We start from the raw sequence: 25,969 nt of genomic DNA on the forward strand, positions 1-25,969 counted from the left end.
AAGTCGAGATATTCCCGACCGTCTGCAGCGATGAGAGTGGTCCCGACTCCGCGATCGAATAGGGCCGGGAAGGCTCGCACGTAGCTGCGCACCTCAGACTCAAGACGATTAAAAACCGCGAGGCTTACATCATTTTCGAGTGCGAATTGCTTGTTCATCGGCGAACTCCTCAATCTGCAAACGCTCCCAGCCTTCAGCATAAATCGAGTCGCCCACATTAGTTGGGCGAATTTTCCGGCTGGCCTTCATCTTTGACGGCTACCATCCAGAATACAGTTATCACTGGGCCAACCACTGTCGGAACATAATCGCCTAGAATTCCCGCTACTTGGGTTAAAATTCTAAGAAATCTCTGCAACACTCTCGCGCGACGCGGGGAAATGTGGACAAATTCCTAGCCGATGCTGGAGCTGGCGGTTGACGACGCCAGTTCCGCCCCGTGGCGATGCCCCCACGGACGTGATCGACCACGCTTCTCGATGTCGAGGTGGATGAGTCGCCCAAACGCTCCCACAGCGACATGCGGGTTCGGACGCACGCGCTGAGTTTTTTGTTGTGTCCCAAGCGGCGCATAACGCGGCTCACGATTAGCGGAGGCGCCGACCTCCGCAGCAATCTGCTTGCTCATTCAGCGCGATGGTAAACAGTCCAGGATCGGTAACGGAGATCGTCTCGCAGACAGTCGGTCCCGCCTGAATTTGTGGTTCACGCCCTCGGTTGAAGCAGGCAGTAATACTTGTTTTGTTCTCCTGACCGTCACAAACCGGCCCCTAAATGTCGAACCGTAAAGCCGCATCCAGACTCACCGGACCGTGCTTTGCCGAAGCCATGGGTCCGAGCCACCGATTAACCGTTGTAGGGTCTGCGTCGCCTTCGTCCAAGTCATGCCTGATGAACGCAAGGCGAGCGCCGTTGCCTGAGGCCGCCATAGCTTACCGTCCCAAGCTAGGCATTCGGGTCGAGCGCATGATGACCGACCACGGCTCCTGGTGCCCGCCTGCGCCTGCGCTCGAGATGTCGGATTGTCGACACACACATCGGACATGAGAAGCCTCGCTATAGGGCTATCGTTTGTTTTGAATGATATTTCTTACTTGGCACAACAAATGCTGAAATCTTCTCAGGGATGCACTGAGGAGAAATCATTCAATGATCACGCTCGCCGAATATGCGGTCGCCAGTGCCAAACTGAACTTTCCGACTTCGACCCACGATTTTGTGTCTGTCTTTGGCATTCTTCAGGTTGCTCGGACACGACCACCAGGGAGCCCGGTCCGACGCTAAAAATTTTCGCCGATTCACCGTTTTATCTTTGGCTGGAGGAACTAGTGGGCTGGGCACCGCTGTCGCGCGGCAGCTACGCGTCTTGCATCCGCGACTTGGGTCTGCGGCTGTGAGCTTGTGGCCAACGGATCAATCTCCCGGAGGTCAAGTGCGGCATTCACTGGCTCTACACTGCCCGCATCTTTGTCACGGTGAGGCCCAGAGCAAGGCGTCCCTTGAGCTAGTGCAGTGCTTGTCCAAATGACCCAGATGGAGCGAAACAGCTATCCCTACTCCATAGATGCGGCAGAAGTTGAACCATTGCCTCAGCCTAACCTCCAGTGCCCTGGAGCCTACTCTCAGAACGGAGCCGCTTATGGAGATTCGTCTCGCAGGAAGTGCCGACCGCGATCGATGGCGGTCCCTTTGGAACGCATACTGCGCCGACCAGCGTATCGATATGTCAGAACAAGCGACAGAGACGATCTGGCGGCGGATTGAGCGTCCAGACGACCCAACGAACGCGATAATTGCTGTCCGGACAAGTGGCGTCGCGTCAGGTTTCGCCAACTTTATCGTGCACCCCTACACCTTCAGCGACCGGCTACTTTGTTTTCTCGCCGATCTCTATGTCGATGATTCTTCGCGGCGACAGGGGGTCGGCCAAGCCATGCTAGCGCATCTGGCCTCCTATGGTTGCCGGCAAGGCTGGCTGAGGATTTATTGGAATACGGACAGGTCCAATACGCGCGCGCGGGCGCTCTATGAGAAGACTGCTCACTTGAGTCCATATCTCACCTACCACCTTGACCTGTAGAGTCACGGTGACGAGCCCGAGCGCTATGATCGGAGCTTGAACCTGATGCCGCGCCGTCACAGTTGAGACTAAACAACAGGTCGTGCTGAAGGTATGGGTGCGGTGCTCCAAGGAACGAATCCGGCGCCTCTTGGGAGCGGAACGAATGCATGACGTTCGTCCGAGATGCCGCATGCTACGACGCACGCCGATCCGACCTATGAGGATGGCGTGACCCGCTTTTGTGTCGCCAACAAGCCGGATGCAGTGCCGGTCACATCGGCCCACGCGCGCAGCAACGCGACGCCGCATTATGGCCTGCAGCTTGCCGACATTGGGCCTGAAGGCGTCGGTCAACCACATCGGCGCGACGGACTGAAAGTCCACAAGCGTAAGATCACGTATCGCGCTGTGGCCAAAGAACTCGGCTATGAGCTGGTCGAGCCGAAGGCCGTCCTCACCGCCTAACTCGCCGATAAGAGTTTGCCTCCTGTCGCCCACCGGCTAATTTTTTTCCTGGGGATGATTTGCCGGAGGTGTCTTGCGCTCGCTTCGTCAATCTCTCATCCCGATCGTGAATAGTCAGTGCCGGAGAATATAAGGTGGCGAGAGCTCGGGCTTGCGGGCCGAGCTTGTGGGTCGCTCGATGAAAAGCATGTTTTTGGGCGGAAGCTGTCCTGCATGCAATTTTAGCACACGTTCACCCAGCTCCTTGTCGGCTTCCGTGAGACGATGGTTGAGGCGAAGGTAATCGGTCCACGTCGGCGTGCGGAATGTCTCTATCCATTGCATAGGCTCCTGAAGATTGCGCTGGAGCATCCAATGCCGAGCGCCGACGCGGGTGTGCACATGCCGGCGCGCGCGCATGAGGTCTAGGAATGCTTCGAGATTTTCCTCCGGTACTTGGTACTCGACTTTGATCACGATGGGACCGCTTCTTGGCTTGAGATTGAGGGCGACCGCCGGTGCGTCGAATTCCTCCAAGGGGTCGGGCTCGGATTCGCGGCGCTCGCGAAGCGGAAAAAGCACGCCGGTCGCGGCAACGACCAGCAGGGCTCCGGCGGAGCCCTCCAGTGCCCAGACCAGAGAATAGTTCTGGGTAACCGTGCCCCACACCCAGCTTCCCGCGGCTATGCCGCCATCTACGAGTGCGTAATAAATCGAGATGGTACGCCCCACGACCCATCGCGGGCTCGCCAGTTGCACGCTCACACCAACCCCGGACCAGGCAGTGACCCAGCCCGCGCCTCCTAAAGCCAGTGCAATCGCCGCGACCGTAATCGACGAGGTCAGCGCTAGGGTAAGAGAGCACGCCGCGCATGCGACGCAGGCGAGCCTCATTAGGCGTTCCTGCGACAAACTCCGTCTAAACAATCCATTGGAGATGCCCGCGATGACGGCGCCTATTCCGAAGCCTGCCATGAGCGTGCCATAGGCGAGCGGTCCTCCGCCCAACCGATCGCGTACAACAAGCGGCAGCAGCGCGAGGATGGCAATGCTCGCGAGACCAAAGAGAGTTCCGCGAGCGATCGCCGTCTTGATCTCCGATGACATCGCCGTGAAGCGCAGCCCGTCATAGATCGCCGTCCTCATCGACTCACGCGGAAGAGGCGAAGAGCGAACCTTCCATTTGCACCGCCAAATGGTGCCCAAAGGTACCGCATAGCTGAGCGTGGTTACGGCGAATGCCGCTATGAGCCCGAACGAGGCAACAACGATGCCGCCGAGCGCTGGGCCCACGGTCCGCACAGTGTTGAAGCCCACAGAAAGGAGGGTGACGGCGGCGGGAACTTCGCGACGATCCACCATGTCGCCGACCGAAGCCTGCCATGCGGGATCGTGAAGAGCGCCTCCGCATGCGATCAAGAAGCTAAAGCCGAGGATCATCCACGGGTCGACAAAGCCCAGCACCACACAAGCCGTCAGCATTGCAGATGCTATTACCATTAGGCACCGGCCGGCGAACATGACTCTGCGACGGCTGAAATTGTCGGCGAGAGCCCCGGCGACGAAGGACAAGATGAAGGCTGGCAGGTTCGATGAGGCCTGGACTAGCGCAACCATCAAATCGGAGGTCGAAATCGTTGCCATTAGCCAGCTGATGGCAACAGTTTGCATCAACCAACCGAGGCTCGAAACTTGCGTGGCAAGCCAGATCGACCGAAATGTTGAATTCCTGAGCGGCGCAAATGTCGCTGGCGGAAATGGATCTAAATCTGCGCCCGCCGCCTTGCTCATTTAATCATGACTCTAAGGTCCAGTTTGCTGCGTCGCTCTGGAACCAGAACTGCAGCCCTTTTCAAACCAGTTGAAGGCCCGCGGACTGCTAAATGCATAGACGCCCGGCAGGAGATTTGGCTCACTGCCGGGCCGGTACACCTTGGGAGGTGGCGCAGTTCCGAATTTATGCAACGTCGTGAATTACCGCATTGAGCCAAGGGATGTGCCCATCAGCCGCCAAATGATGCTAGCGCATTGAACGAGCCGATTCTGGCTAATAACCCGGTATAGACGCAGGAGATCGGCGTTGCGCCCACTGTTGTGCATAAAATCGGCAGGTCGGCAGCAAGACAGATCCGCACAGCTCTTTTGAAAGTCCTCCGGCGTGCTCGGGCCAGTCCTATGGATATCTCGCCCGGCTGATCCTGCCGCGCTTACGAGGCCTTCCTCATCAGCCATTCAGATTCGAGGATATGAGGTGCTTCCGAGCGATCAACGTCGAAGCGCTCCGCAGTCAAACATGAGCAGCAGAGCGTGTACGCGGCGGCTCGACATTTTTTTGCGGCTTTCGGCTGCGGGTCGGCAAGGATGTGGTGTCGTAATGCTCGCCATCGCCGCAAAGGTCGCGTTCAGTGTCGGCTCAAACTTCGGCCACGCCACCCTTCAGGTTGTCGCACAGCCGGTGGCCGGGCGAAGGATCTGAGCGCCGCACCTTCGTGGCAGCAAATCCAATCGGTAAACTTTGGCCGGAGAACCGGCAAGAACGAAGTTCAGATTTGAAGCGCGCCCAGCACCGCGACCAATCTGCACCGGGAAAATGGCGCCGCACAGAGGACCGACCATTCGAACCGGATGCCCGGCATAGCCGGTCTGCATCACCGCGCCCGCCGCACGCCGAATTGCTGTATGTCGCACTGGTCCGGCTTCGTCCTGCCCGCCCCTTGTCGCAGGGTTAGAGACATGAGGACGCACGCTCGGCGACCTGATGATGTGTGGCGAACCAAACGTCACCCTTTGCTTTGGCGCGTCGAATTAGTTCTTCTACGATCCAGATCCGAGAGCGATATCCAATGACGTGTGGATGCAGAGTCAGCTGAAACAGATCGGCATCTTGATAGGCCCCTACGAACTCTCGAATAAATATAGAAAGCACGTCGTCGACTGATAAATCTGGCCGTGAAGACCCATCGGGACTCATCCAAAGGTAAGTGGCATCGTCTCGAATCCATTCAACCGGTATTTCAATCACTCCCGTGGGTTCCTCGTCTTCCAGCAGTTCATAGCAACTATCATCGGCCATAAGGGATGAGTCGTATGTCAATCCCATTTCACGTATGATCCGTAGGATCCCCGTCGCGCGTTTGGAAGTGATCTTTTCAAGAGTGTCGGCGCTCCTCATCATTAAAGAGCGCTCGCTCTCTGCGCTCAGTTCCGAGTTCAGCTCGTGTATCCAGCCGTGCATGCCAATCTCATGGCCTTCATCGACAACTGCGAGTTGTTCGTCTGGATACAACTGAGCGATCACAGCGGGAACGAAAAAGCTCGCCGGAACGTCGCACTTTTTCAAGAGTCGCAAAGCCCGAGGTATCCCTCGTCGGCTCCCGTACTGACCCCATGATAATCTGCTTAGCGATCGCCCTCCCCTGCGCAATTCGTTCGACTCATGATCGACGTCGAACGAGATGGCGAAGGCACAGCGTTTACCGCCGGGCCACATTGGACTTAGTGCCTTGCCCGCTCTGACTTTGTTGAGGCGCCGCCGCCAATGGCTTTCAGGCCATTTCCCCGGGGATTGAGTGCGGTCGAATTCGCCACCAGTTCCTCCTGAGCAGTGTCTGCATTGAATTCCGCCGAAAACTCAATGAGCGGAACGTGGCACCAGCTCAGCTGGCAGCCCCGCAGGCCGATCAGGCCGTCGCTTGAGTTGCGCCTCGATTTACGACGAGATGGCCAACTCATTCAGATTTTCTCACTCTCGCGAACAAGCTCATCCATAACCGAGCGCACGGCGCTTTCTGCGATTGCAACAATCTCCTCCGCCTCAGCTTTGGTTGTAACCAGTGGCGGAGCAAAGCCCAAAATGTCCCCGTGCGGCATGGCTCGGGCGATAAGACCACGGTCACGGGCGGCCTTCGAGATTCGCGCACCTACCTTGAGGGCCGGATCGAAACGCTTCCGATTGTCGCGATCGGCAACGAACTCGATTGCCGCCATAAGACCGACGCCGCGCACTTCGCCGACGATCGGCAATTGCGCGAACTTCTCCTGCAATAGCGCCTGGAAAAACGCGCCGACGTCACGCGCATTGCCGGGGAGGTCTTCTTTCTCGACAATATCGAGGACCGCGTTGGCCGCGGCGGCGCCGATCGGATGACCAGAGTAGGTGTAGCCGTGCGAGAATGCGCCGACCTTGTCGGCCCCATCCTCCAGGACTTTATACACCTTCTCACCGACGATTGCCGCTGAAAGCGGAAAGTAGGCCGACGTCAAACCTTTAGCGATCGTGATGAGGTCTGGCTCGATCCCATAGTGCTGTGAGCCGAACATGGAACCGGTGCGGCCGAACCCTGTGATTACTTCATCGGCAATGAGCAGCACATCATGTTTTTTGAGCACCGTCTGTATCGCTTCCCAATAACCTTCCGGCGGAGGCGTGATACCACCTGTGCCGAGGACGGGCTCGCCAATGAAGGCGCCGACGTTGTCCGGGCCGAGCCGCTCGATCAGTTGATCAAGCTCGGCGGCGCGGCGAGCGGAGAATTCCCGCTCGGTTTCGCCCAGGGTTGCGCCCCAGTAATGATGTGGAACACCCGTGTGAACAATCTGCGGAAGTGGTAGGTCCATGTGGTCGTGATAAAAGCTCATGCCCGTCATCGAGCCCGACACTACGCTGCAGCCGTGATAGCCGCGTTCACGGGAGATGATCTTCTTTTTGGTCGGCTTGCCGCGCAGATTGTTATAATACCAGACGAGTTTGGCCTGGGTCTCGTTGGCGTCCGAGCCGGACATGCCATAGAAGACCTTGCTCATCTTCCCAGGCGCCATCTTGACGAGGCGATCAGAGAGAATCGCAAGCTCGTCGGTCGTGTGCGCCGCATAGGAATGGTAATACGCCAAGCGATATGCCTGACGCGAGATCGCATCGGCCACTTCCGTGCGGCCATAGCCGACATTCACGCAGTATAGGCCAGCAAAGCCATCGATAAATTGGTTGCCATGCGCGTCCTGGATGCGGATCCCCTTCCCTGTCTCCACGATCGTTGGGTCGCCGAGTTTGCCAGTGGCAAAATCCTTTAGCTGCGTGAAGGGGTGGAGGACGCTGTTGCGGTCCTTTCCGCTGATTTCTTTGATGTTGATGGTCATTGAGATGCTTCCTTTCAAGGCGCGATATTGCCGATACAGACATATTTGGGTTCGAGATATTCGACGAGACCGTGCCTTGAGCCCTCGCGACCGAGTCCTGATTGTTTCCATCCACCGAATGGAATGCTCGGGCCCGTAAATTTTGCGGTATTCACGGCGACCATGCCGTATTCGAGCCGGTCGGAGAGCCGCATAGCTCGGTTGAGATCTTGGGTATAGACATATGCCGCAAGGCCCATTTCGGAATTATTGGCTCTTGCGATCACCTCACCTTCGTCGTCGAAGGGCAGGATAGCAGCCACAGGGCCGAATGTTTCATCCTTGGCAATCGCCATGTCATCGCTCACACCTGCAAGCACGGCCGGTGTGACGAAGTTCTCGCCAAGCGAATTGTCCTGCGCGCCGGTTAGCATGCGCGCGCCGGCCGCCAGAGCTTCAGAAATCTGTTGAGCGCACTTTTCAGCACCAGAAATCTTGGTCATTGGACCGATGTTGACACCCGGCTCCAATCCATGCCCAACTTTCAGTTTACTGGTGGCCCCGGCAAATTTTTCCGTGAAATGCTCGTAAACGGCTCGCTGCACATAGATTCGGTTTGCCGCGAGGCAGTCCTGGCCCGATGTCGCGAACTTGGCTGCCATGCAGCCTGCGACGGCTGAGTCGATCGGTGCATCGCCGAAAAGGATGAAAGGAGCATTGCCGCCAAGTTCGAGCGAGACTTTCTTCACCGTCTTCGCGGATTGCTCGAGAAGGACTCGGCCGACCTCGGTAGAGCCTGTAAAAGAGAACGCACGCACTTGGGTATGCTCCAACAGCCTTCTGGCAAGTGGCGGAGCCTCGCCGGTGATCACCTGAAACACACCGGGCGGGATCCCAGCCTCCTCTGCAAGGCGGGCAAGAGCGAGCGCCGACAGAGGTGTTTCTGGCGCCGGCTTTACGATCATTGTGCAGCCAGCGGCCAGTGCAGCTCCGGCTTTTCTGGTGATCATTGCCGATGGAAAGTTCCATGGTGTGATAGCGACAGTCACCCCAATCGGCTGCATTTGCACCGCTAGCCTGCTTGCGGCGAGATGGCTGGGGATTGTTTCGCCGTAAGCCCGCTCCCCTTCCCCTGCAAACCAATCTAGAAAGCCGGCAGCGTATGAAACTTCGCCGCGGGCTTCAGCAATCGGTTTTCCTTGCTCGGCCGTTATGATGACAGCCAGGTCTTCGGCGCTCTCCCGCATGCCTGAAGCCCATTTCCGCAGATATGCACCACGCTGTAACGGAAGCATGTCGCGCCACTCGAGGAACGCTGCTCTTGCACAATGGACCGCGTCGTCAACGTCGGAGTCTGCGCAAGCCGCAACTTGAGCAAGTTCGTCACCGCTGGCAGGATCAAACACGGCAAGAGTATCTGACTTGGAGAGCCAGGCGCCGTTCAGATACGCATCACCACGCAAAAGGTCTGGCCGATTGAGCCTGCGTAATGCCGTGATTGACGTGTCCCTCATCTAAGACTCCAACGGTATGCTGATGCCCCTAGGTTATTGCTGCCACAGCGCCGATCGGCAGCGCAGTTGGTGTCCCTTGAGCTGCATTCCTGCAAACACCAGCCAATTCGCGTAGAATTGGACACTGCTCACAACTTCACTTGCCAGGAGGCTGAGCGACCGCGAGCGAGGTTCGCCGAACGTCGCGCTGTCGTCGGCGGCGCGGAAATTAATTGGTTCCAGCTCCGACCTCCCGATCGCGAGCTCCCAATCTGGTCTCGTGGCAACGACCACGTTTTAGCACTTTGATGCTGTCGGTAGCGGGGCGTTCCACACCATCAATCTGGGAGAGAAGCCGCATTGCCTCGCCTGAATTGTTCCTGGCTGTTGATCCGTAGCCTCATCTGATTTGCTCCCCGCATTTGTGTAGCAGGAGCAAATCAGATGAGGCAGGTCAGCATGGCGACGCGGGATGAGCTGGTGAGCGCGGTAACGGAGCGCTACGCCCGGAGCGACCGGGCAGAGAAGTCGCGCATTCTCGATGAGTTCGTGGCGGTGAGCGGCGTTCACCGCAAGCATGCGATGCGCCTATTGCGCAACGGACCGCAGGTGGGCCGTTCGGGGCCGCGGCCGGAGCGGCGGCTTTATGACGATGCGGTTGGTGAAGCGCTGATCGTGCTGTGGGAGGCCTCGGACCGGATCTGCGGGAAGCGGTTGAAAGCGTTGGTGCCGATCCTGGTCGAGGCGATGGAGCGTCACGGGCATCTTCAGCTTGCGCCGGAAATCCGGACGCGGCTTTTGGCGATGAATGCGGCAACGATCGACCGCGCGCTTCGCGGGATCCGCGAGACCGCAGGTGGAAAGAAGCGGCGCCGGAGCGCCGCTTCGTCGGTACTGCGGCGGAGCATTCCGATCCGCACCTGTCAATACCGGGTGAAATTTCCCCAAAAGTGCCGAAGTAAAATTCCCCAATTATGCCGTCTCGGACGGCATGGAGAATTGGGTATTTTTCGGCGGCCGACCGCGCGGCCGTGATGGTGGCGCGAAGGACGGTGGAGTAATCAGGGCTTTCGAACGGACGTGTTCAGGCATCAATTCGGCATGCTGGCGCAGCCTGTAGCTTGATCCTTCGATCTGAACGACGACGGCATGATGCAAAAGCCTGTCGAGAAGCGCGGTGGCGACCACGGCGTCTCCAAAAACATCTCCCCACTCTGCAAAGCCGCGATTGGACGTCAGGATCATCGCCCCTTTCTCGTAGCGGGCGTTGACGAGCTGGAAGAACAGATTGCCGCCGCCGGCGATGACCGGGAGATAACCGATCTCGTCGACGATCAGCAGACTTGGCCTGCAGAAGAAGCGGATGCGTTCTTGCAGCTGTCCCTCGCGCTCGGCCCTGGACAGCGCTGCAATGAGATCGGCCAAGGTGCAGAAGTAGACGCTCTTGCCCGCTTTGACAGCTTCGACGCCGAGCGCGATAGCCAGATGGCTTTTGCCGGTTCCCGGCGGCCCGAGGAAATGGGCGGCCTCGTGCCTTTCGACGAAGCCCAGTTGCGCGAGCGTGAAGATCCGATCGCGATCGAGGGAGGGCTGGAAGGAGAAATCGAAGCCGGCGAGCGTTTTGATGGTTGCCAGCCGACCCATCCGCAACGCCGTTTTTATGCGACTGTTCTCGCGCAGGGTCAGCTCTTCGGAAAGGAGAATGTCGATCGCTTCGAGCGCCGACAGCTCGCCATGCTCCAGGCGGCGGACAATATGGTCGAGTGCTTCAAGGGCACGTGGCATCTTCAAGCCGACAAGGTCATGGCGAATGCGGTCGATCATCGACGGCACGGCATCGAGCGCGGCGCTCATGGGCGGTTCTCCTGTGCCATAGCTCTGGCGACGGCGTCGTAGAAGGCGAGCGGCCGCTGTGTGACCCGGTCTCCGGATCCATGAAGAACGATCTCGTCATTGTTGACGTGCGATCGCGATCGCGGCGGTGAGCGAAGGGTTCTGTGTCCTGGTTCGACGCGTCGCTGATGGCGACCTTCCAACACCGGATGCACAGCAATCAGCGCACCGTCTTCGAAGATTCGAACCTCATTGGCCAAGGTGTGAACTTCGACGAGCCGCCTTCTGGTGGCGTCGGGCACGCTGTATGCGTTTCCACCGACACTCACCATGCCCTCTCGGGATATCCTGCGCTCAAGGCGCAGAACCGATCGGAACGGAGCCAGCGGCAAGGGACGCAGATGAAGGCGCTCTTCAGCGAAGGCTTCCATGACGACGCGCTGCGTTGTGGCGTGCACGCGCGGATTGGCAACGACATCCAGCCATTGCCGCAGTTGGGTGTTAAGATCATCAAGGTTGCGAAACGAGCGCGCCAGGAAGAAGTCTTCACGAATATAGCGAAATGGTCGCTCGACCTTTCCCTTCGTCTTGGCGCGATATGGTTTGCAGGCCTTTGGATGAAAGCCGAAATGGCGGGCTAGATCGAGCAGAGCGCGGTTATAAACAATGCCGCCCGTTTCGCCTTCGCCGATGACGGCAGTCTTCATTCGGTCGTAAAGAATCTCGCGCGGAACCCCGCCGATCGCATCGAACGCCGCGGCGTGGCATCGCAGCACCGTCGGCAGATCCTGATGCATAGCAAAGCGCGCCCAGATGAGACGGCTATAGCCCAGCACCATAGAAAACAGCCAGACGATCCTGGGGGTTGCCGGCTCGTCGGTGAAGACGACACGGAATTGGGCGAAATCCACCTGTGCCTGTTCCCCGGGAGCTGTTTCGAACCGAACTTCAAAGCCGGGTTCTGAGGTCGGACGAACGTCTCTGAGAAAGTCCGTGACGGTAGTGTAGCCACCGGCGTACCCACGATCCTTCAGTTCTCGCAGGAGCCGCCGACCGCTAAGGCCGGGATAGGCAGCAACCCGTTCACGCAGATAGGCGGTGAATGGATCAATCACCGTCGCCCGCGGCTCCCTTGGTCCGTAGGCCGGGGCCTCAAGGCCACGCTCGATGTATTTGCGGATTGTCTTTCGATCGACACCGGTCCGCCTGGCGATCGCTGACACCGACAGCCCCTGCCGGTGCATATCCAAGATCATGACTATCTCCCCGAGTTTGATCACCATTCCCCTCTCGACCATCGAGAGCAGTATCGGTGATGACGTGCCGCCGGTCCTCCGGGGCGCGCCCCGGAAGACCGGCGGCAACGCTAAACTGGGGAAGATTCAAACGGCACTTATGGGGAGTATTGATCCGGTATCGACAGCACCTTCTCCGACTAGCAGGATCCGCCGCCCGGCTTTGTGGAGGCCGACCTGGTGCGCACAGCGGCCCGGTGACGAGCGGCAGCTTTGTGCAGACCCTGGTGCTCACCGACGTTGCGAGCGGATGGACGGAATGCGCGCCGTTGCTGGTCCGCGAGCAGAAGCTGCTGAGCGAGGTGCTGACGGATTGCAGCGGCTGCTGCCGTTCGACCTTGTCGGCTTCGACACCGACAATGACAGCGTGTTCCTGAACGAGACGGTGCGCGATTATTGTCAGGAGGCCGGGATCGCGTTCACGCGCTGCCGGCCGTCCGCAAGAAGGACCAGGCTTTCGTCGAGCAGAAGAATGGCGCTGTGGTCCGCCGCATCGTCGGCTATCGCCGTCTGGAGGGGCTTGAAGCCGCCGCGGCTCTCGCGCAGCTCTATGCGACGGTGCGGCTGTTCGTGAACTTCTTCCAGCCCTCCTTCAAGCTGGCCGCAAAGGAACGGGACGGCGCCCGCGTACGCAAGCGTTATCATCGCCCGGCGACGCCCTGCCAACGATTGCAGGCAGATTCGCGGACGCCGCAACCGGTTCGCGCCGCACTCGCGCAAACCTATGCGCGGCTGGACCCAGTCCGGTTGCTGAGCGAGATGCGGATGGCGCAGAAGCGCCTCGTCGACATCGCCGACAGGTCCGGCACGCCATCGGTTGTGGCGGCGATCCGTCTCTCGACCGGTTCCTGTCGGGCCTGCGGACGGCTTGGAAGGAGGGTGAAATCCGCCCAACCGCGCAAGCCAAGCCGAAGCAAAAACGGGGCCGTCGGCGACCGGATCCCTTCGCCCTCGTCACTGCAAGCGTGGTTTGACGAAGAGCCTTGGCGGACGAGCCGCGAATTGCTGGAGCGTCTGCAGGCAGAGCGTCCGGGGCAATACCCAGATCGTCTGCTGCGCACGTTGCAGCGCCGCTTGAAGATCTGGCGAAAGGAAAAAGCCCACGCAATGGTGTTCGGCGCGATGCAGTTCGAGCCGGCAATCGAGCCGATGAAGAAATGATGGTCGGTCGGGAGCATTCCACGGTGAGGCAATACGGGTCTCACCTTGTTTGTCGCGCCGCAGCGGCCAGAAAAGCCGTAACAATGACAGTTTCTTGGCATTCGTCGTCATGGGAAATCCTCAGAGATTGCTTACCGTTCGTTTGAGAGTGCAGGTAACAGCCTACGCACCAACGTCTCCCCTCGCCGTGCGCAACAAGATCGTACCCGACAGGTCGGCCCGGCAATTGCCTATCAAGTTCGTGTTGTGTGTGTATCGAGTGAACCGGAGTGTGCTCATGGCTAGCGCCGAGTTGGTGAAGCCGACGATGCAGACGATGATGCGCAAGTTCCAAGGCCGCTCTCATACGAGCATGCCGCGCTTCGTCGCTTCTAGACTAGGAGCCAGGGTATCCAAGTAGGCTATCGATCCCTCGATCTGTGCAAGCACTGCCACAGCGTCGCCCGTTGCAAAGATTGGCCCATTTCCAACCTCTACCAGGACTGCGCTGGTGTGGGCAGCTATGTCGGCATCACGCCCCGCCACGCTGCCCCGAACGCGGACAGCCAGCCAACAAGACTCCGTAAGCTGCAGCGACCTGTGCCCTTGGCACGACAATTTGTCCGAACGGAATTCATCCACGACCGCTCCATTCCGAAGCAGTTCGACACGCTTTGGAGGAATGCTGACCGATTCAATGCGCCAATCAAACGCAACCGTGCCACCTCCAGAAGGAAGCCGGATCTTGCTTCCAGGGCGCCGCCCTTCCACAGCCATGCTGACGAGAGGCCCCACTGTGACGAACGTGTCGCCACCACGCATAGCATTCATCCAGTTCTGAAAGGTAAAATCGTGATCTCCCAGATAGGCGTATGTGCGGATGCCGCCAAGGAGCGAGGCAGCCCTCATCTTGTCGGAACCCGCGACCAACGGCAAATGGTAACCGATTGAGATACCGATACCAATCGGCAAGTCCGAAGGCGCTGATCTGGGCATCGCGCGGATTGAAAGTCATCATCTCGATCGCGTCGACCAAACCAAGCACGATGTCTGCCGCACGCTCAGCCTGAGGGTTCGGCGCGTGCGGCATTATGACGAGACCGCCCTGCTGACGGCAACGTTCTGCCCAGTCAGCCATCGTGCTTTCCAATGCATCGCCGATTGATGCCTCGTGCGGCCCAGCGGTACATAGCGATCGATTATCTCACCTTCATATCCAAGCAGCGATATGTGACCCAGCACGTGCTGGCGGTTTTCGGTGCCGACCCGAACCAGGAACTCACCATCACCGCCGAAGTCTTTCGCTCCCAAGGTCGTGCGGCCGTCGAAGTCGCCTACATTGGTGAACATTTCGCCCCACTGGGACGCGAGCAGGTTCACGACGTTCACCCCTTCCGCCTGCCCTTCGAGAAGAGCTGTCTGCGGGCTCAGGACATGAACATGCGTGTCGGCACAGACCCAACCTTGTTCGCGCCAGCGGAGCACCTTTTCCAGCTCGAATGTCAAAGTTTCCGTATCCTGATCGATCTCGACGATGCGCCGGAGCGGGCGCATCTCGAAACCCCTGGTAATTTCGACGAAGACGGCACCGACTGGAAGGTCGATCGTGCAAGTTCCATCCACATACGCATACTGGTTGAGTCCATTGGAAAACTCGCCAAATAGATCTTCGAACCAGCCGGAATTGACCTTTCGGTGGTGTCCTTTAGGCGGAAGATACTCCCCGTGCGGCCCATGAACATGCAAGCGCGCGGCAACGCGCCGGCCTGTGCCCTTCTCAAGTATTCGAAGTTTCACGGGCCTTGTGGCTGCCTCGATGGCCATGGCTTCAAGCGCTGGGTCGGTGGCGGAGTGACCCGTCTCGAGTGATCGGAGCTCCCGCACTAGCAGACTGTCATCGCCAGACCGAGCAGATTGTCTTCACCGCGGGAAACCCGCCGCTCCGCTGCGGGCGCGCGATCTGGTTTCGCCGCGACGACATGAAGGACTGCGTCGGAACCAACCGGTTCCATCGGAGCGAAGGCGGTGACAGTGGCTGTAGTCTACTTGGGTCATTTGCGCATTTGTAGAATTGGGCAACGGTCACGCCACGCTCGCGTCACAGGTGGCTCATTTCGGCCTTCAGATCTTAATCTCCGCTGATGCAGAGAACTCATCTGCTAGGCGGGGTTCTCCTGTCCGAGAGGTTTGGCAAGCCGCACCTCTCAGACAGCGCCGTCCTCAAGCTAGATCCCTTCATCCTCTCGCCGCAGGAACAAATTTCAACGGGTTCGAACGGATCCAGTGATCGCAAAACGATTTTGGTCAGAACCAAATCGCCTAGTCCACGACAATCAAGCGGCGATCAACATCTGCCAATCGCTCACCTCCCCTTTCGGTGACTATAAATGATTCAGAGATGGCAGCGCCGAATTCTTGGAGCCTAACCCCCGACTGAAAATGGAAGCACATTCCTGGTTGTAGCATGGTCTTGTCGCCCGCGCGAATACTAACCGTGCGTTCGCCCCATTCCGGCGGGAAGTTGAGCCCGATTGAATAGCCGGAACGGCCTATCTTGATATACCCGTTCCGCTTGAGAATATCTTGCCACACGGCATTCAGCTCCTCGACGACGGTACCAGGCTTTGCCGTCTCGAGAACAGCATCACCGCCTTCCACTATAACCTCAGCAAGACGCGAGACCTCCGCGGGTGGCTTCCCGATGTGAACGGTGCGGCACAGCGGCGCACAGTAGCGGCGTCGGGTGGCGCCGAACTCCATGAGAACGAGGCCAGAGCTCGGCAAGGGCTCGTCGGTCCAACTGAGGTGCGGCGCGTTCGTTTGTTCGCTAGTCTGGATAAGAGGAGGACCGCTGGAGTCGCCATATTTACCGTCCACCCCTCGTGTCTGAGCACGGTACACCTCGGCGACGACTTCATGTTGCGGCACACCCGGCCTTAGGTTAGCGATTGCCGTCTGCATCGTGTGCGTTGCAAGGTGGCCCGCTTCTCTCATGTACACCAGTTCAAGGTCAGATTTTATCAGCCGTGCCCAATTGACCAGTTCTCGGCTGTCAGAAAACTTGGCATTCGGAAGGCCTTTGACGAGATGTTGATGTGCCCGGGCAGTATAGAAGTGGGCGTTAAGCTCGACACCGATTCGATCAGATCCCCAGCCGCGGGAATTGATAAGCTCGCAAAGATCATCAAATGGATGCAATTCTGGATGCTGAAGTCGATGATCGGAAAATGAGCTTATATTTTCTCTAGGCAGATCCGTCGTTATATAAGCGGAATTTACATCGACGAAACGTCCAAACCAGAGCGGCCTGTCCGACTGGAGATGCACTAAGACCACCTGAGGCACGTAGAACGAATAGCCGTCAAAGCCAGTCAGCCAATACATATTCGCGGGGTCTTGGCAGATCAGCAAGTCCAGCCCCGCTCGCTCCATCCGCTGCTTCACGTCATGAACACGACGCCGAAACTCCTCGGGCGGAAATGGCTTCTCATATTTCATCTCGTCGTGTCCTTCAAAACAGGCATTCCTCGAACGGATCAGGCATTCGTCCTGTCCGCCTACTTTCTCTTCGTATCACGTCATAAGAGGCTGTTTTCCCCGAGGATTTCTTCTTGTCGCGGAAAATCTGCATTTCCTACGCACTTGCCGCACGATATCGGCACATGGGCGCCAAATTTTCGGTGGCTCAAGCACGGGCGGCAAAATCAACGTGAGAAGGGACGAGGTCACAGCGAAGAACGGGGCTTGGGACCGTAAGGCTCAGACACGCATCCCGGGTCGATCAGGTCCGCGGCCCGTTGGACAGGGTTTGAGCACCCCGATCAGGCCGGCCACTCCTAATATGTGAGCATGATCCTCTGGTACAATTCAGCAGCCTTGGTCAGGTGATCGATTTCAACGAACTCGTTGTTCGTATGGGCTTGGGCGGTACGCCCGGGTCCGATAATCACACAGGGGATTCCAGCCAATGACAGCTGGTTGGCATCCGAGCCGCCGGTGGCTCCCTTCTGCTCTCCGGTCCCGGCGACGTGGGCACAAGCCGCTCCTGCGACTGCTGCAATTTTGCTCGACTCCGAACTGATTGGAGGCGGGTCTTCCAATGCGGGAAGCAATGACCGAACGTTGATCTTGTCTTCGCCTTCGCGAAGGCCTTCCAATATGCTTTCTACCTCCGCCAACGCGTCCTGCGGCCGCTCCCCGGGTATGAGACGCCGATCGACCCAGATACGGCATACCGGGGGTACAGTGGTAAGTTCCAAACCTCCTTCGATGAGGCTCACGGTCAGCTGTGAGGACCCTACCAATGGGTGCTGCGCCCGAGACACAAGGGATCGATGGTGCTCATCAAGCGCCAATACCACCTTGGCCATGCCCGTGATCGCGTTCACTCCAAGATGAGGCTTCGACGTGTGAGCAGGCACACCCTGAACCTCAATTTGCCAGCGGACAGAACCCATATGAGCTACGACAAGCTCTAATTCGGTGGGTTCACCGACTACCGCACCCTCATATGTGACTCCGGAATCAGCTATGGCGCGGGCGCCAAGTTTGCGGTACTCTTCGTCGATACTGGCTGCCACAACAATCGTGGCCCTGGGTTGCCGTTCACCAAGTGAGCTAAGCGCAATCAACATAGCTGCAAGTGAGCCTTTTGTGTCGCAGCTACCTCGCCCATAAATTCGCCCGTCCCGTTGCTCACCCGAGAATGGATCTGATTCCCACCTATCGATAGGAACGGTATCCATATGAGCAATGAATAGAATACGCCTGTCGGGCTCCTTCCCAGGTACCCAGGTCAAGAAATTCGAGCGACCATCGGCCACCTCGTGAATCCCATAAGCTAGGTTTCGTTCCTTGCAAAAGCCCTCGAGGAACTTGGCTACACCTTGCTCTCCGCTACCTTGTGGTGACAACGAAGGGTTGATGCTCTCGATTTTTATGAGGTCTTTGAGAAGTCCAATAGTCTCGGCGCTCTGGGTCGGCATGTACTCTCCTGTGTGCGATGAACTAGCCGTGTCGCTCTACTTCGACCAGCTCTTGGCTAGATTGATCACGCGATCGACTTCATCGGCCGTGTTGTAAAGATGCAGGGAGAACCGAAGCATGCCTCTGCGTATTGAGACGACTACCCGGTTCTTCGTGAAATGCTCGTGAAGCGACCGAATGCGGGCGTCGACTGGGCGCCCTTCAACAAGATCGCTGGGATTGCCAACGGCTACGATACTGCCAGTGTGAGCGCCTGGTGGCCCGCCGCAGACCGGAAGCCCGATATTTAAGAGACCAGTGGCCATACGTTTTGCAAGTGAGGTAACGCTTTGGTCGATCGCCTCGGTTCCAATCTCAAGTAGCTGGCCCATTGATGCATATGCGGCCAACATCCCGGGGAAGTTGTAATGCCCGATATCAAAGCGGGGCGCCCCAGAGCGCAACTTTACAGAACTAGGTACCGGAGCTGATTCTGGCGCGTTTCCGAAATCTACGCTGAAGCGCGCAAGATAGGCCGGGCTCAGCCGATCGGCCCATTCTCTGCGGCAATATAAAAAACCCGATCCATAAAGACCCATCAAACCCTTCACAGTCGACACTGCCAAACCATCGACGCCAAGTCGATTGACGTCGGTGTGGAGTATCCCAACAGATTGCGTCGCGTCCGCCAAAAGAAATGCACCGTAGTGCCTACAGGCTTCGGATATCTGCTCCATGACGGTCCGAAACCCCGGAACCATCGTCACCGTCGACAAAGCAACAACGCGGGTATGAGAATCAATCGACTTTACGAATGCTTCAGGAGGAATTGAACCGCTATCCGGCTCTACGACTCGCAACTCGACATTGTAGCGGTCTCTGATCTGAATCCATGGCAAGATATTATTTGCGTGTTCCAATTTTGGGCATAGAACGACGTTGTCTCCATCTCTCCAATCGATCGCATTAGCGATGATGTTGATGCCTTCCGATGCATTCTTGGTAATTGCAATTTCATCGTGATCTGAACTGATAAATTGTGCGAATCTAGCGCGAGTACGCTCTACGTGTTCGAGCATTCTTTCTTCGTCGTTTAGACCGTTCAGCCGATTGTTCAAATGAGGCTCGATAGAAGCCAATGTTGTTCTCGAAATGAGGCCCTGGTTCGCGACATCCATGTAGATGGCGTTTGCCGTGGCTGGAAACTCCTTTCGGAGGATGTCCAAGGGAAGCATATGGCTTTCGCTCCTGGGAGTGCGGATAGCGGTTGAGTTACTCTGTTAAGGCGATCGTTCCGGCAAGGGTAAGAATGCCGCAAGACTGGCCTGCGCTGACCGGCCCAGTTTACACGGTGCTCGCGCCGACTTCGGTCTAACATTCGGTTCTCCACGCCGCATTCCTGCGCCAATTCACGATTCACGCAGAGATCGCGAGCCGATGCACCAGGATCACCGAAGCGTCTCAACGAAATGCAGCTGCAGCAACCGCCTCACGACAGAGGAATGTGGTAATTCTTGATACGCGGATTCAGCTTATCACCAGAGCTGGGAGCGGCGGTAGCCTGACTGAGCCCGGCCTTCTCCCCCAACGCCAGACACGCTTGCGGATCATTGTTCATTCGCGGCCGCGCTCGAGGGCCGTAGGACATCCGAAAGCCAGTGCCAGCCCATAGCCTGGTGTCGTGGTCTCCTGTATATATTGTATCGTCGAGACCCTTGGCGATGTCGCTCCCGACGGGCTTGCCTAAACTTCATGCGCCAGCGTGTCGAAACTCATGTTTTCCGGGCCTGGCAATGCGATCGCTAGGGTCTTTTTCGGCCGGCGATCCCCCTGCCCGATGGACACTCTCGCCAGCGATGCCCATCGATCAGCGCCACTCAGATTGTTCCACTATGCCGGTATTGTGCGTAGACGGCACTAGAAACGCCGACTTTCTGCGACGTTGACCGGAGTTTAGCGCCGAGATGGCGTTTGCCACTTGCTACATTTTGGACGTACAGGCTGGCGGGCTCGACATTGGCCGATATCCTCAATGAGCAGAGATTGTGAATGGATCTGGATCGAATTGACCGGAAGATTCTCAACGTCGTGCAGCGCAACAATCGCCTTACGACAGAGGAATTGGGCGAACTTGCCGGACTGTCGGCTACTGCTTGTCAACGAAGATTAAAGCGACTTCGAGACGCTGGCGTGATTGAAGCCGACGTTGCCATAGTTTCACCGGAAGCCGTCGGTCGGGCCCTGCTCTTGCTGGTATCCATCACTCTCGAGCGCGATCGGGCAGATATCATCGATCGTTTCAAGCAGGCAATTCGGCGGACGCCTGAGATCATGAACGCGTACTACGTTACGGGTGAAGCGGATTTTATTATTACCGTTTCTGCTAAGGACATGGCCGAGTACGAAGCGTTTACCCGTCGTTTTTTTTACGAACACCTCGAAGTAAAGGGGTTCAAAACAATCGTCGTAATGGATCGGATCAAGGCGTCGTTTGCTCTGCCAATTGCTGAAGAGTAGCCCACTCACAAGAGCTCGCCCGGGCAACCACCCACCCGCATTCCGCGGCTCGCATTTGTCTCGCGGGCTCTCTCCCAAACACCCTTTGGTCTAGCTCTCGTCGCCGGCCGATACATGTTTTGCTGTTGTAGAGTGCAGATTTCGTGGAGAACGGTTGCACTCAGCTTTGATGCCACGGTCCGGGTGAAGCGCCCAGTAAGTCTTGGGGCGAGAGTTTGCGTCGAAAACTGGTCTCTACAGCCAAATGTCGGCTATAAGGGGGCGATCGTTGTCTGCCCCGTTGCCCATCAGCAGAGAACGGTACGGGCAGGCATTAGTTCATGCAAGGGAACTTTGCCCGGCAAGCGATTGAAGGCCCAGGCAAGCCCCGCGCTAGGTTCATTGTTCCTGCAGCTCTGAATGTCGGCTGTCATTTTTGGTCGCGCATATATGCCCAGGGCACCCTCAGCCTGCAGGTGTTATGCGCTAAAGGCCAAAAAACGCTGATATCCTGCGGGGCCACGGCGCCCTTCGTTCAATCAAACTGTTTGGCGCTTGCTACATTCGGACGGAGCGGGATTCAGGATTGTCGGTCCGCGGGTAATTTGGAGCGCGCGTTCAGGCGGCGGAATAGCTGGGGTGTCCACGTCGCACACGGGCTGTGCTCCCGGCAGCGCGGAACCGGATCTCCCGCCTCTCGCAAGGCGTGAAATTCGCCTGCAAATGGCAAGAAAGGAAAGTCCCGTGGCAATTCTCAATAGCGTCGCAGAGCTTTTCCCCGAGATAGTGGCTTGGCGCCGGGACATCCACGCACATCCCGAACTGGGTTTCGACCTCCCCCGAACGTCGGTCTTTGTCGCCGAGCGCTTGCGCGAATTCGGCTGCGACGAGGTGGCAACCGGCGTCGGCAAGAGCGGCGTCGTTGGCGTCATCAAGGGCAACAGGGTGGTGAGAGACGGCAACCTAAAGGTCATCGGATTGCGCGCTGACATGGACGCGCTGCCGATCGATGAAGCGACCGATCTGCCCTATGCGTCCAAGAACGAGGGCCTAATGCATGCGTGCGGTCATGACGGCCACACAGCGATGCTGTTGGGTGCCGCGCGCTATCTAGCCGATACTCGGAATTTCGCTGGAACGGCTGTCATGATCTTCCAGCCTGCCGAGGAGATCGGTACCGGCGCCGTCGCCATGCTGGATGACGGTTTGATGGAACGGTTCGGCATCGAGCACGTCTACGGAATGCACAATCGTCCGGGCTTGCCGGTTGGTGTCTTCGGGATCCGGCAAGGTCCAGTGATGGCGGCAACTGATAGCATAGAAATTACTATTGAAGGGCGCGGGGGGCATCCTGGAAGGCCTCATGAATGTATCGACCCGATTCTGGTCGGCGCTCAGCTTGTGACGGCCCTGCAGCAAATCCTGGCTCAGAACATTGACCCTGTCGACTCGGCAGGAATTTCTTTCCACCAGTTCCAGTCCGGGCAGAGACTAGTCCCCGTCATTCCGCAAACAGCGGAGCTGGTGGGCACCATGCGGACGCTAAAGCCGGAGGTGCGTAAGTTCGTGAAGGAGCGGGTGGGCGAAGTGGTCGCCGGCATCTCCCAGGTAACCGGCGCCAAGATAGATCTTAAATTCCAGAGCTTCGATGCAATTCTCTTCAACCACGCCCAGCAGACCGACCTTGCGAGAAGCGCCGCGAAGGGCGTGGCGGGTGAAGAGAACGTTCTCGATACGCCGCCGGTAATGGGAGGAGAAGATTTCTCCTTCCTCGCGCAGGCGCGGCCGGGTGCTTTCGTCTGGTGCGGGAACGGCGACAGCGCCGGCTTGCATCACCCTGCCTACAATTTCAACGACGAGGCGATTCCTTATGGAACATCGTACTGGATCAAGCTCGTAGAGAACACGTTGGCAGCTTGAGATATGACCGACGCGGTCCGGCGTCTTGATGATCGGGCTGAATTCATCCTTCAATCCAGCATAACAAATCGGGGAAGGCCGCAGAACGACGAACAACTGCCGCCCTGTGCCTGGATTGACTTTAGCGGACATCGTGAAATGAAAAGTCTTTTATCCGTGCCAACATCTCTTGAGGGTCTATCGGCGTGCGAATGCCTGGAACTGTACCGAAGGCGGCAGCTCTCGCCTGTTGAAGTTGTCGACGACTGTCTTAGCCGCATCGACGCCAACGACCCAGCGCTGAACGCATTTTGCATCGTCGACCACGAAGGGGCCAGGTCTGTTGCCCGGGCCTCGGAGAGTCGATGGATGAAGGGGGAACCGGCCGGAGTACTTGATGGCATTCCGGCCACCATCAAAGACCTCACCTTGACACGAGGCTGGCCGACAAGACGTGGCTCATTGTCCGGCAGCGCCGAGGGGCCCTGGGCAGACGACGCGCCTGTTCCAGCCCGCATCCGTGAGGCCGGTGGCGTTATCTTGGGTAAGACAACCACTCCAGAGTTTGGCTGGAAAGCTGTTACAGACAGCCCGGTCTACGGGATCACCCGCAATCCCTGGAATCCTGACCTGACACCGGGCGGGTCGTCTGGAGGGGCCGCCGTTGCGGCTGCCCTCAATCTTGGCTTTCTTCATCAGGGTAGCGACGGTGGCGGATCAATCCGGATACCGGCGAGCTTCACGGGAACCTTCGGCCTGAAGCCAACCTTCGGCATCGTTCCGCAATGGCCAGCTAGCGCCATGACAACGCTGTCTCATCTGGGGCCGATGACTCGCACCGTTGCGGATGCGATCCTGATGATGAACGTGATTGCGCGAAAGGACGCTCGCGATGGTAATGCTGGACCGGCTTACCCCGGTTTCGACGCCGACCCAGCAAAGGCCACCCTTAGAGGTCTGCGGATCGGCTACAGTCGGAACCTCGGCTATGCGAAGGTGGCGCGAGATATCCAAAACGTTACCGATAATGCGATCGATCAGCTTCGGGGTCTTGGGGCCGAGGTGGCCGAGGTCAATCCGGGATTTGCGGATCCGGTGGAGGTGTTTTCTACATTTTGGTTCGCCGGCGCCGCGCGCATTGTGTCCCGAATGAACAAACAGCAAAGAGAACTACTCGATCCTGGATTTCTGGAAGGTGCCGAACGCGGGCTGAAGATCACGCTTGCCGAATTTCAGGACGCTGAGGCGATGCGGTTCGAGCTTTCCGCTCTCATGGCGAAGTTTCACGAAAATTACGATCTCTTGGTCACACCGACGATGCCTATCGCGCCGTTCCCAGTCGGACGAAATGTGCCAGATGATAGTTACAAAGGGTGGGTGGACTGGACGCCCTTCACCTACCCCTTCAACTTGACCCAGCAACCAGCAGCATCGATTCCATCGGGCCTGGATGATCAAGGGCTGCCCGTCGGGCTACAACTGGTCGGTGCGCGCTATTCCGACACCACCGTCCTAGCCGCGGCATATGCGATCGAAAGTCGCCTCGGGCTTCCTTCTTTGGCGAGGAAAAGAATCAACGCCGCCGCCCCTTAAGAGTGTCATTCAATGCTGTTGATCCGCGGCTTGTAATGGCCCGCTCAAGCAGAAGGCGGCCCGAAGCAAAGTCGTGTGGTTCAAAGAATAGTCGGTTGGGCTGTGGATCACAAAGCGGGAGCGTCGATGGCATCCTGGATCGACATGCCGAAGCCGATGTGGTTGGGGAAGACCTGCAGCATGCCCTGCGTTGCATGTCTCCGCCGGGGCCGCCGAACGGCATTATGAATTCGCCAGGTCGCATGGCAAGGGAGGGGTTTGGCGTCAAACGAGGGCGGTTGCCGGGTGCGATCGCACAAGAGTGGCCTTCAATCGCCCAAGATTGCGAGCCGCGGAGCGAGGGGCAAAAGCCTAGCCCCGGGATAATCGGCCGTTTCCAGGAGACGTCGCTGGGGGTGGCAGAGAACGCATTTCCTTCCGCATCCACCACGCAGACATAAGAAATCAACGACCAGAGCGCCCGGCATCGAGAAGTGACGCCCTATTGTTCATTGCGTTTTTCCGGTAGCGAAACCCGGCAATCTTGCCGGCCTGCGGCATCTTGCCAAAAGCGTGGTCAGGGCTGAGCAGCGCGCGGCGAGTGTCGAGATAGGGTTGCGACAGCAGTATCTCGATCGGGAAGTCGATGAAGCGGGGTCGCCGAAATAGGCTTCCCGGTCGGCGAAGGCAAGGTTCATCTCATGCGCCGACAAGCGCGTCCGGAACCGACTCGCTTCAGCCAGGCTGCGCTTTCCCGAAGCCTGCATCGAGACATCGACTTTGCCGCGCCGCGCGGCCTCGGCCGGCGCAGCACCATAGCGCTCGCCAGGGCGAATGGCTGAAGGCGCATGAGAATTTGATCGTTAGCGCCAGCCCGGAACCGGCAAGTCGTGGCTAGCCTGCGCCTTCGGCCGGCAAGCAGCACGGCTCGATCATTCCGTGCTCTATGTGCGCATGCCGCGCCTGTTCGAGGGTTTGGCGCTCGCCCGTCCCGATGGCCGCTTCCCACGCCTCATCGACAAGTTCACCCGCGCGCAAGTGCTCATCCTCGACGACTCGGACCCACTCCCTCACCGACCAACAGCGCTTCCATCTGTTCGAAATCGTCGAGGAATGCTATCGCCGGAAATCCACCCTGATCACCGCCCGGGTCCCGGTGGCTAGATGGCATGACCTGATCGCGAACCCACCGTCGCCGACGCCATTCTCGACAGGATCGTTCATAACGGCCACCGCATCGTGCTCCAGGGCGATAGCATGCGAAAGCAAAAGGCCGCGCCCCTCTGCGCGAGTTCGTCGGCTTTGTACGTAGAGCGAGAAAACGCCGATTTGCTGCGCTTCCAGAGGACAGTTTGCAACCCCGAACCACCTGACGCTGCTAACTGATACAGTCGCGCTCAGCAGTTCGTAATCAAGGAACGGCCAAAAGTATGAGCAAGAAGAGCCCATTTAAGCATCTCTTCCAGATGCCGACGGGTCACAATGTGCTGCCGCCTGGGTCGATTCTCCTGGTTCAGATTATTATATCCACAGGCAAAGGCACCCGGGCATCGCGGCACAGGCCTCCGGCACGCTGGTATAGCAGGTAGGAAGACCTCTCAAATTTTTTCTCCTCCATAGCCGTTCGATGACGACGTGCGCCAGGCTCCTTTCCC

The 25,969-nt window shown here is 58.1% G+C and carries 17 protein-coding genes and 5 pseudogenes; 9 read left to right on the forward strand and 13 right to left on the reverse strand.

Annotation, left to right across the window (positions count from 1 at the left end; all coding sequences use genetic code 11):
* Positions 1 to 1,639 precede the first annotated feature (1,639 nt).
* Positions 1,640 to 2,080, forward strand: coding sequence for a GNAT family N-acetyltransferase (locus AC0L2A_RS26795; protein ID WP_473611359.1), 441 nt, complete (start codon positions 1,640 to 1,642; stop codon positions 2,078 to 2,080).
* 162 nt (positions 2,081 to 2,242) lie between these two features.
* Positions 2,243 to 2,527: pseudogene (locus tag AC0L2A_RS26800) on the forward strand (alanine dehydrogenase); the annotation flags it as partial.
* Positions 2,528 to 2,641: 114 nt separating this feature from the next.
* Here the strand turns inward: AC0L2A_RS26800 and AC0L2A_RS26805 are convergent.
* The 5 genes from AC0L2A_RS26805 to AC0L2A_RS26825 all read right to left on the reverse strand — a co-directional run bounded on the left by AC0L2A_RS26805 (position 2,642) and on the right by AC0L2A_RS26825 (position 9,135).
* Entirely contained in the window at positions 2,642 to 4,297 is a 1,656-nt protein-coding gene (locus AC0L2A_RS26805; protein WP_473611361.1) for an MFS transporter, read from the reverse strand.
* Positions 4,298 to 5,231: 934 nt separating this feature from the next.
* Positions 5,232 to 5,996, reverse strand: a complete 765-nt coding sequence (locus AC0L2A_RS26810) for a polysaccharide deacetylase family protein (protein ID WP_473611362.1) — start codon at positions 5,994 to 5,996, stop codon at positions 5,232 to 5,234.
* Positions 5,997 to 6,001: 5 nt separating this feature from the next.
* Complete coding sequence (locus AC0L2A_RS26815) at positions 6,002 to 6,238, reverse strand: hypothetical protein (protein WP_473611363.1); 237 nt, start codon at positions 6,236 to 6,238, stop codon at positions 6,002 to 6,004.
* On the reverse strand, positions 6,239 to 7,642 hold the full coding sequence (locus AC0L2A_RS26820; protein ID WP_473611365.1) for an aminotransferase: 1,404 nt from the start codon (positions 7,640 to 7,642) through the stop codon (positions 6,239 to 6,241).
* A gap of 14 nt (positions 7,643 to 7,656) precedes the next feature.
* Positions 7,657 to 9,135, reverse strand: a complete 1,479-nt coding sequence (locus AC0L2A_RS26825) for an NAD-dependent succinate-semialdehyde dehydrogenase (protein WP_473611366.1) — start codon at positions 9,133 to 9,135, stop codon at positions 7,657 to 7,659.
* Positions 9,136 to 9,558: 423 nt separating this feature from the next.
* Between AC0L2A_RS26825 and AC0L2A_RS26830 the strand changes: the two are divergent.
* Positions 9,559 to 10,035 (forward strand): annotated as a pseudogene (locus AC0L2A_RS26830) (transposase); the annotation flags it as partial.
* 51 nt (positions 10,036 to 10,086) lie between these two features.
* Here AC0L2A_RS26830 and istB read toward each other — a convergent pair.
* Together istB and istA are read right to left on the reverse strand one after the other, a co-directional pair.
* Positions 10,087 to 10,968: an IS21-like element helper ATPase IstB gene (gene istB / locus AC0L2A_RS26835; RefSeq protein WP_473611367.1), complete on the reverse strand. Its 882-nt coding sequence runs from the start codon at positions 10,966 to 10,968 to the stop codon at positions 10,087 to 10,089.
* Positions 10,965 to 12,227 (reverse strand): IS21 family transposase, encoded by a 1,263-nt coding sequence (gene istA, locus AC0L2A_RS26840; RefSeq protein WP_473611412.1) that lies wholly within the window; start codon positions 12,225 to 12,227, stop codon positions 10,965 to 10,967. Before istA ends, istB begins: the two co-directional genes overlap by 4 nt.
* Before the next feature lie 162 nt (positions 12,228 to 12,389).
* Here istA and AC0L2A_RS26845 point away from each other — a divergent pair.
* Positions 12,390 to 13,403 (forward strand): annotated as a pseudogene (locus AC0L2A_RS26845) (transposase); the annotation flags it as partial.
* A 342-nt stretch (positions 13,404 to 13,745) separates the two neighbouring features.
* Here the strand turns inward: AC0L2A_RS26845 and AC0L2A_RS26850 are convergent.
* Both AC0L2A_RS26850 and AC0L2A_RS26855 read right to left on the reverse strand, forming a co-directional pair.
* Complete coding sequence (locus tag AC0L2A_RS26850; protein ID WP_473611369.1) at positions 13,746 to 14,378, reverse strand: CehA/McbA family metallohydrolase; 633 nt, start codon at positions 14,376 to 14,378, stop codon at positions 13,746 to 13,748.
* A gap of 93 nt (positions 14,379 to 14,471) precedes the next feature.
* Positions 14,472 to 15,206 carry a hypothetical protein gene (locus AC0L2A_RS26855; protein ID WP_473611370.1) on the reverse strand — a complete coding sequence of 245 codons (735 nt, stop codon included), beginning with the start codon at positions 15,204 to 15,206 and terminating at the stop codon, positions 14,472 to 14,474.
* A 74-nt stretch (positions 15,207 to 15,280) separates the two neighbouring features.
* Between AC0L2A_RS26855 and AC0L2A_RS26860 the strand changes: the two are divergent.
* A pseudogene (locus tag AC0L2A_RS26860) lies at positions 15,281 to 15,451 on the forward strand (type IV secretory system conjugative DNA transfer family protein); the annotation flags it as partial.
* Between the two features lie 250 nt (positions 15,452 to 15,701).
* Here AC0L2A_RS26860 and AC0L2A_RS26865 read toward each other — a convergent pair.
* The 3 genes from AC0L2A_RS26865 to AC0L2A_RS26875 all read right to left on the reverse strand — a co-directional run bounded on the left by AC0L2A_RS26865 (position 15,702) and on the right by AC0L2A_RS26875 (position 19,582).
* Complete coding sequence (locus tag AC0L2A_RS26865) at positions 15,702 to 16,880, reverse strand: M24 family metallopeptidase (protein WP_473611372.1); 1,179 nt, start codon at positions 16,878 to 16,880, stop codon at positions 15,702 to 15,704.
* Between the two features lie 338 nt (positions 16,881 to 17,218).
* Positions 17,219 to 18,367 (reverse strand): M20 family metallopeptidase, encoded by a 1,149-nt coding sequence (locus tag AC0L2A_RS26870; RefSeq protein WP_473611373.1) that lies wholly within the window; start codon positions 18,365 to 18,367, stop codon positions 17,219 to 17,221.
* 36 nt (positions 18,368 to 18,403) lie between these two features.
* Positions 18,404 to 19,582 (reverse strand): aminotransferase class V-fold PLP-dependent enzyme, encoded by a 1,179-nt coding sequence (locus AC0L2A_RS26875; protein WP_473611375.1) that lies wholly within the window; start codon positions 19,580 to 19,582, stop codon positions 18,404 to 18,406.
* Positions 19,583 to 20,396: 814 nt separating this feature from the next.
* On the opposite strand from AC0L2A_RS26875, the gene AC0L2A_RS26880 reads away from it, so the two are divergent.
* The 3 genes from AC0L2A_RS26880 to AC0L2A_RS26890 all read left to right on the forward strand — a co-directional run bounded on the left by AC0L2A_RS26880 (position 20,397) and on the right by AC0L2A_RS26890 (position 24,335).
* Positions 20,397 to 20,864 (forward strand): Lrp/AsnC family transcriptional regulator, encoded by a 468-nt coding sequence (locus AC0L2A_RS26880; protein ID WP_473611376.1) that lies wholly within the window; start codon positions 20,397 to 20,399, stop codon positions 20,862 to 20,864.
* A gap of 723 nt (positions 20,865 to 21,587) precedes the next feature.
* Positions 21,588 to 22,763, forward strand: coding sequence for a M20 aminoacylase family protein (locus AC0L2A_RS26885; protein WP_473611378.1), 1,176 nt, complete (start codon positions 21,588 to 21,590; stop codon positions 22,761 to 22,763).
* A gap of 3 nt (positions 22,764 to 22,766) precedes the next feature.
* Positions 22,767 to 24,335 (forward strand): amidase, encoded by a 1,569-nt coding sequence (locus AC0L2A_RS26890; protein WP_473611379.1) that lies wholly within the window; start codon positions 22,767 to 22,769, stop codon positions 24,333 to 24,335.
* Here AC0L2A_RS26890 and AC0L2A_RS26895 read toward each other — a convergent pair.
* Positions 24,316 to 24,765: a hypothetical protein gene (locus AC0L2A_RS26895; RefSeq protein ID WP_473611413.1), complete on the reverse strand. Its 450-nt coding sequence runs from the start codon at positions 24,763 to 24,765 to the stop codon at positions 24,316 to 24,318. The genes AC0L2A_RS26890 and AC0L2A_RS26895 overlap by 20 nt on opposite strands.
* A gap of 434 nt (positions 24,766 to 25,199) precedes the next feature.
* Between AC0L2A_RS26895 and AC0L2A_RS26900 the strand changes: the two are divergent.
* A pseudogene (locus AC0L2A_RS26900) lies at positions 25,200 to 25,700 on the forward strand (ATP-binding protein); the annotation flags it as partial.
* Positions 25,701 to 25,969 lie beyond the last annotated feature (269 nt).

The sequence above is a fragment of the Mesorhizobium sp. WSM4844 genome, assembly GCF_055811775.1.

Coding starts and splice junctions, on each gene's coding strand:
- AC0L2A_RS26855 (WP_473611370.1), bottom strand. CDS start 15,206: ATGGCCATCGAGGCAGCCACAAGGCCCGTGAAACTTCGAATACTTGAG.
- AC0L2A_RS26890 (WP_473611379.1), top strand. CDS start 22,767: ATGACCGACGCGGTCCGGCGTCTTGATGATCGGGCTGAATTCATCCTT.
- AC0L2A_RS26870 (WP_473611373.1), bottom strand. CDS start 18,367: ATGCCGACCCAGAGCGCCGAGACTATTGGACTTCTCAAAGACCTCATA.
- AC0L2A_RS26795 (WP_473611359.1), top strand. CDS start 1,640: ATGGAGATTCGTCTCGCAGGAAGTGCCGACCGCGATCGATGGCGGTCC.
- AC0L2A_RS26815 (WP_473611363.1), bottom strand. CDS start 6,238: ATGAGTTGGCCATCTCGTCGTAAATCGAGGCGCAACTCAAGCGACGGC.
- AC0L2A_RS26810 (WP_473611362.1), bottom strand. CDS start 5,996: ATGTGGCCCGGCGGTAAACGCTGTGCCTTCGCCATCTCGTTCGACGTC.
- AC0L2A_RS26805 (WP_473611361.1), bottom strand. CDS start 4,297: ATGAGCAAGGCGGCGGGCGCAGATTTAGATCCATTTCCGCCAGCGACA.
- AC0L2A_RS26875 (WP_473611375.1), bottom strand. CDS start 19,582: ATGCTTCCCTTGGACATCCTCCGAAAGGAGTTTCCAGCCACGGCAAAC.
- istB (WP_473611367.1), bottom strand. CDS start 10,968: ATGAGCGCCGCGCTCGATGCCGTGCCGTCGATGATCGACCGCATTCGC.
- AC0L2A_RS26825 (WP_473611366.1), bottom strand. CDS start 9,135: ATGAGGGACACGTCAATCACGGCATTACGCAGGCTCAATCGGCCAGAC.
- AC0L2A_RS26880 (WP_473611376.1), top strand. CDS start 20,397: ATGGATCTGGATCGAATTGACCGGAAGATTCTCAACGTCGTGCAGCGC.
- AC0L2A_RS26820 (WP_473611365.1), bottom strand. CDS start 7,642: ATGACCATCAACATCAAAGAAATCAGCGGAAAGGACCGCAACAGCGTC.
- AC0L2A_RS26865 (WP_473611372.1), bottom strand. CDS start 16,880: ATGAAATATGAGAAGCCATTTCCGCCCGAGGAGTTTCGGCGTCGTGTT.
- AC0L2A_RS26850 (WP_473611369.1), bottom strand. CDS start 14,378: ATGCCCAGATCAGCGCCTTCGGACTTGCCGATTGGTATCGGTATCTCA.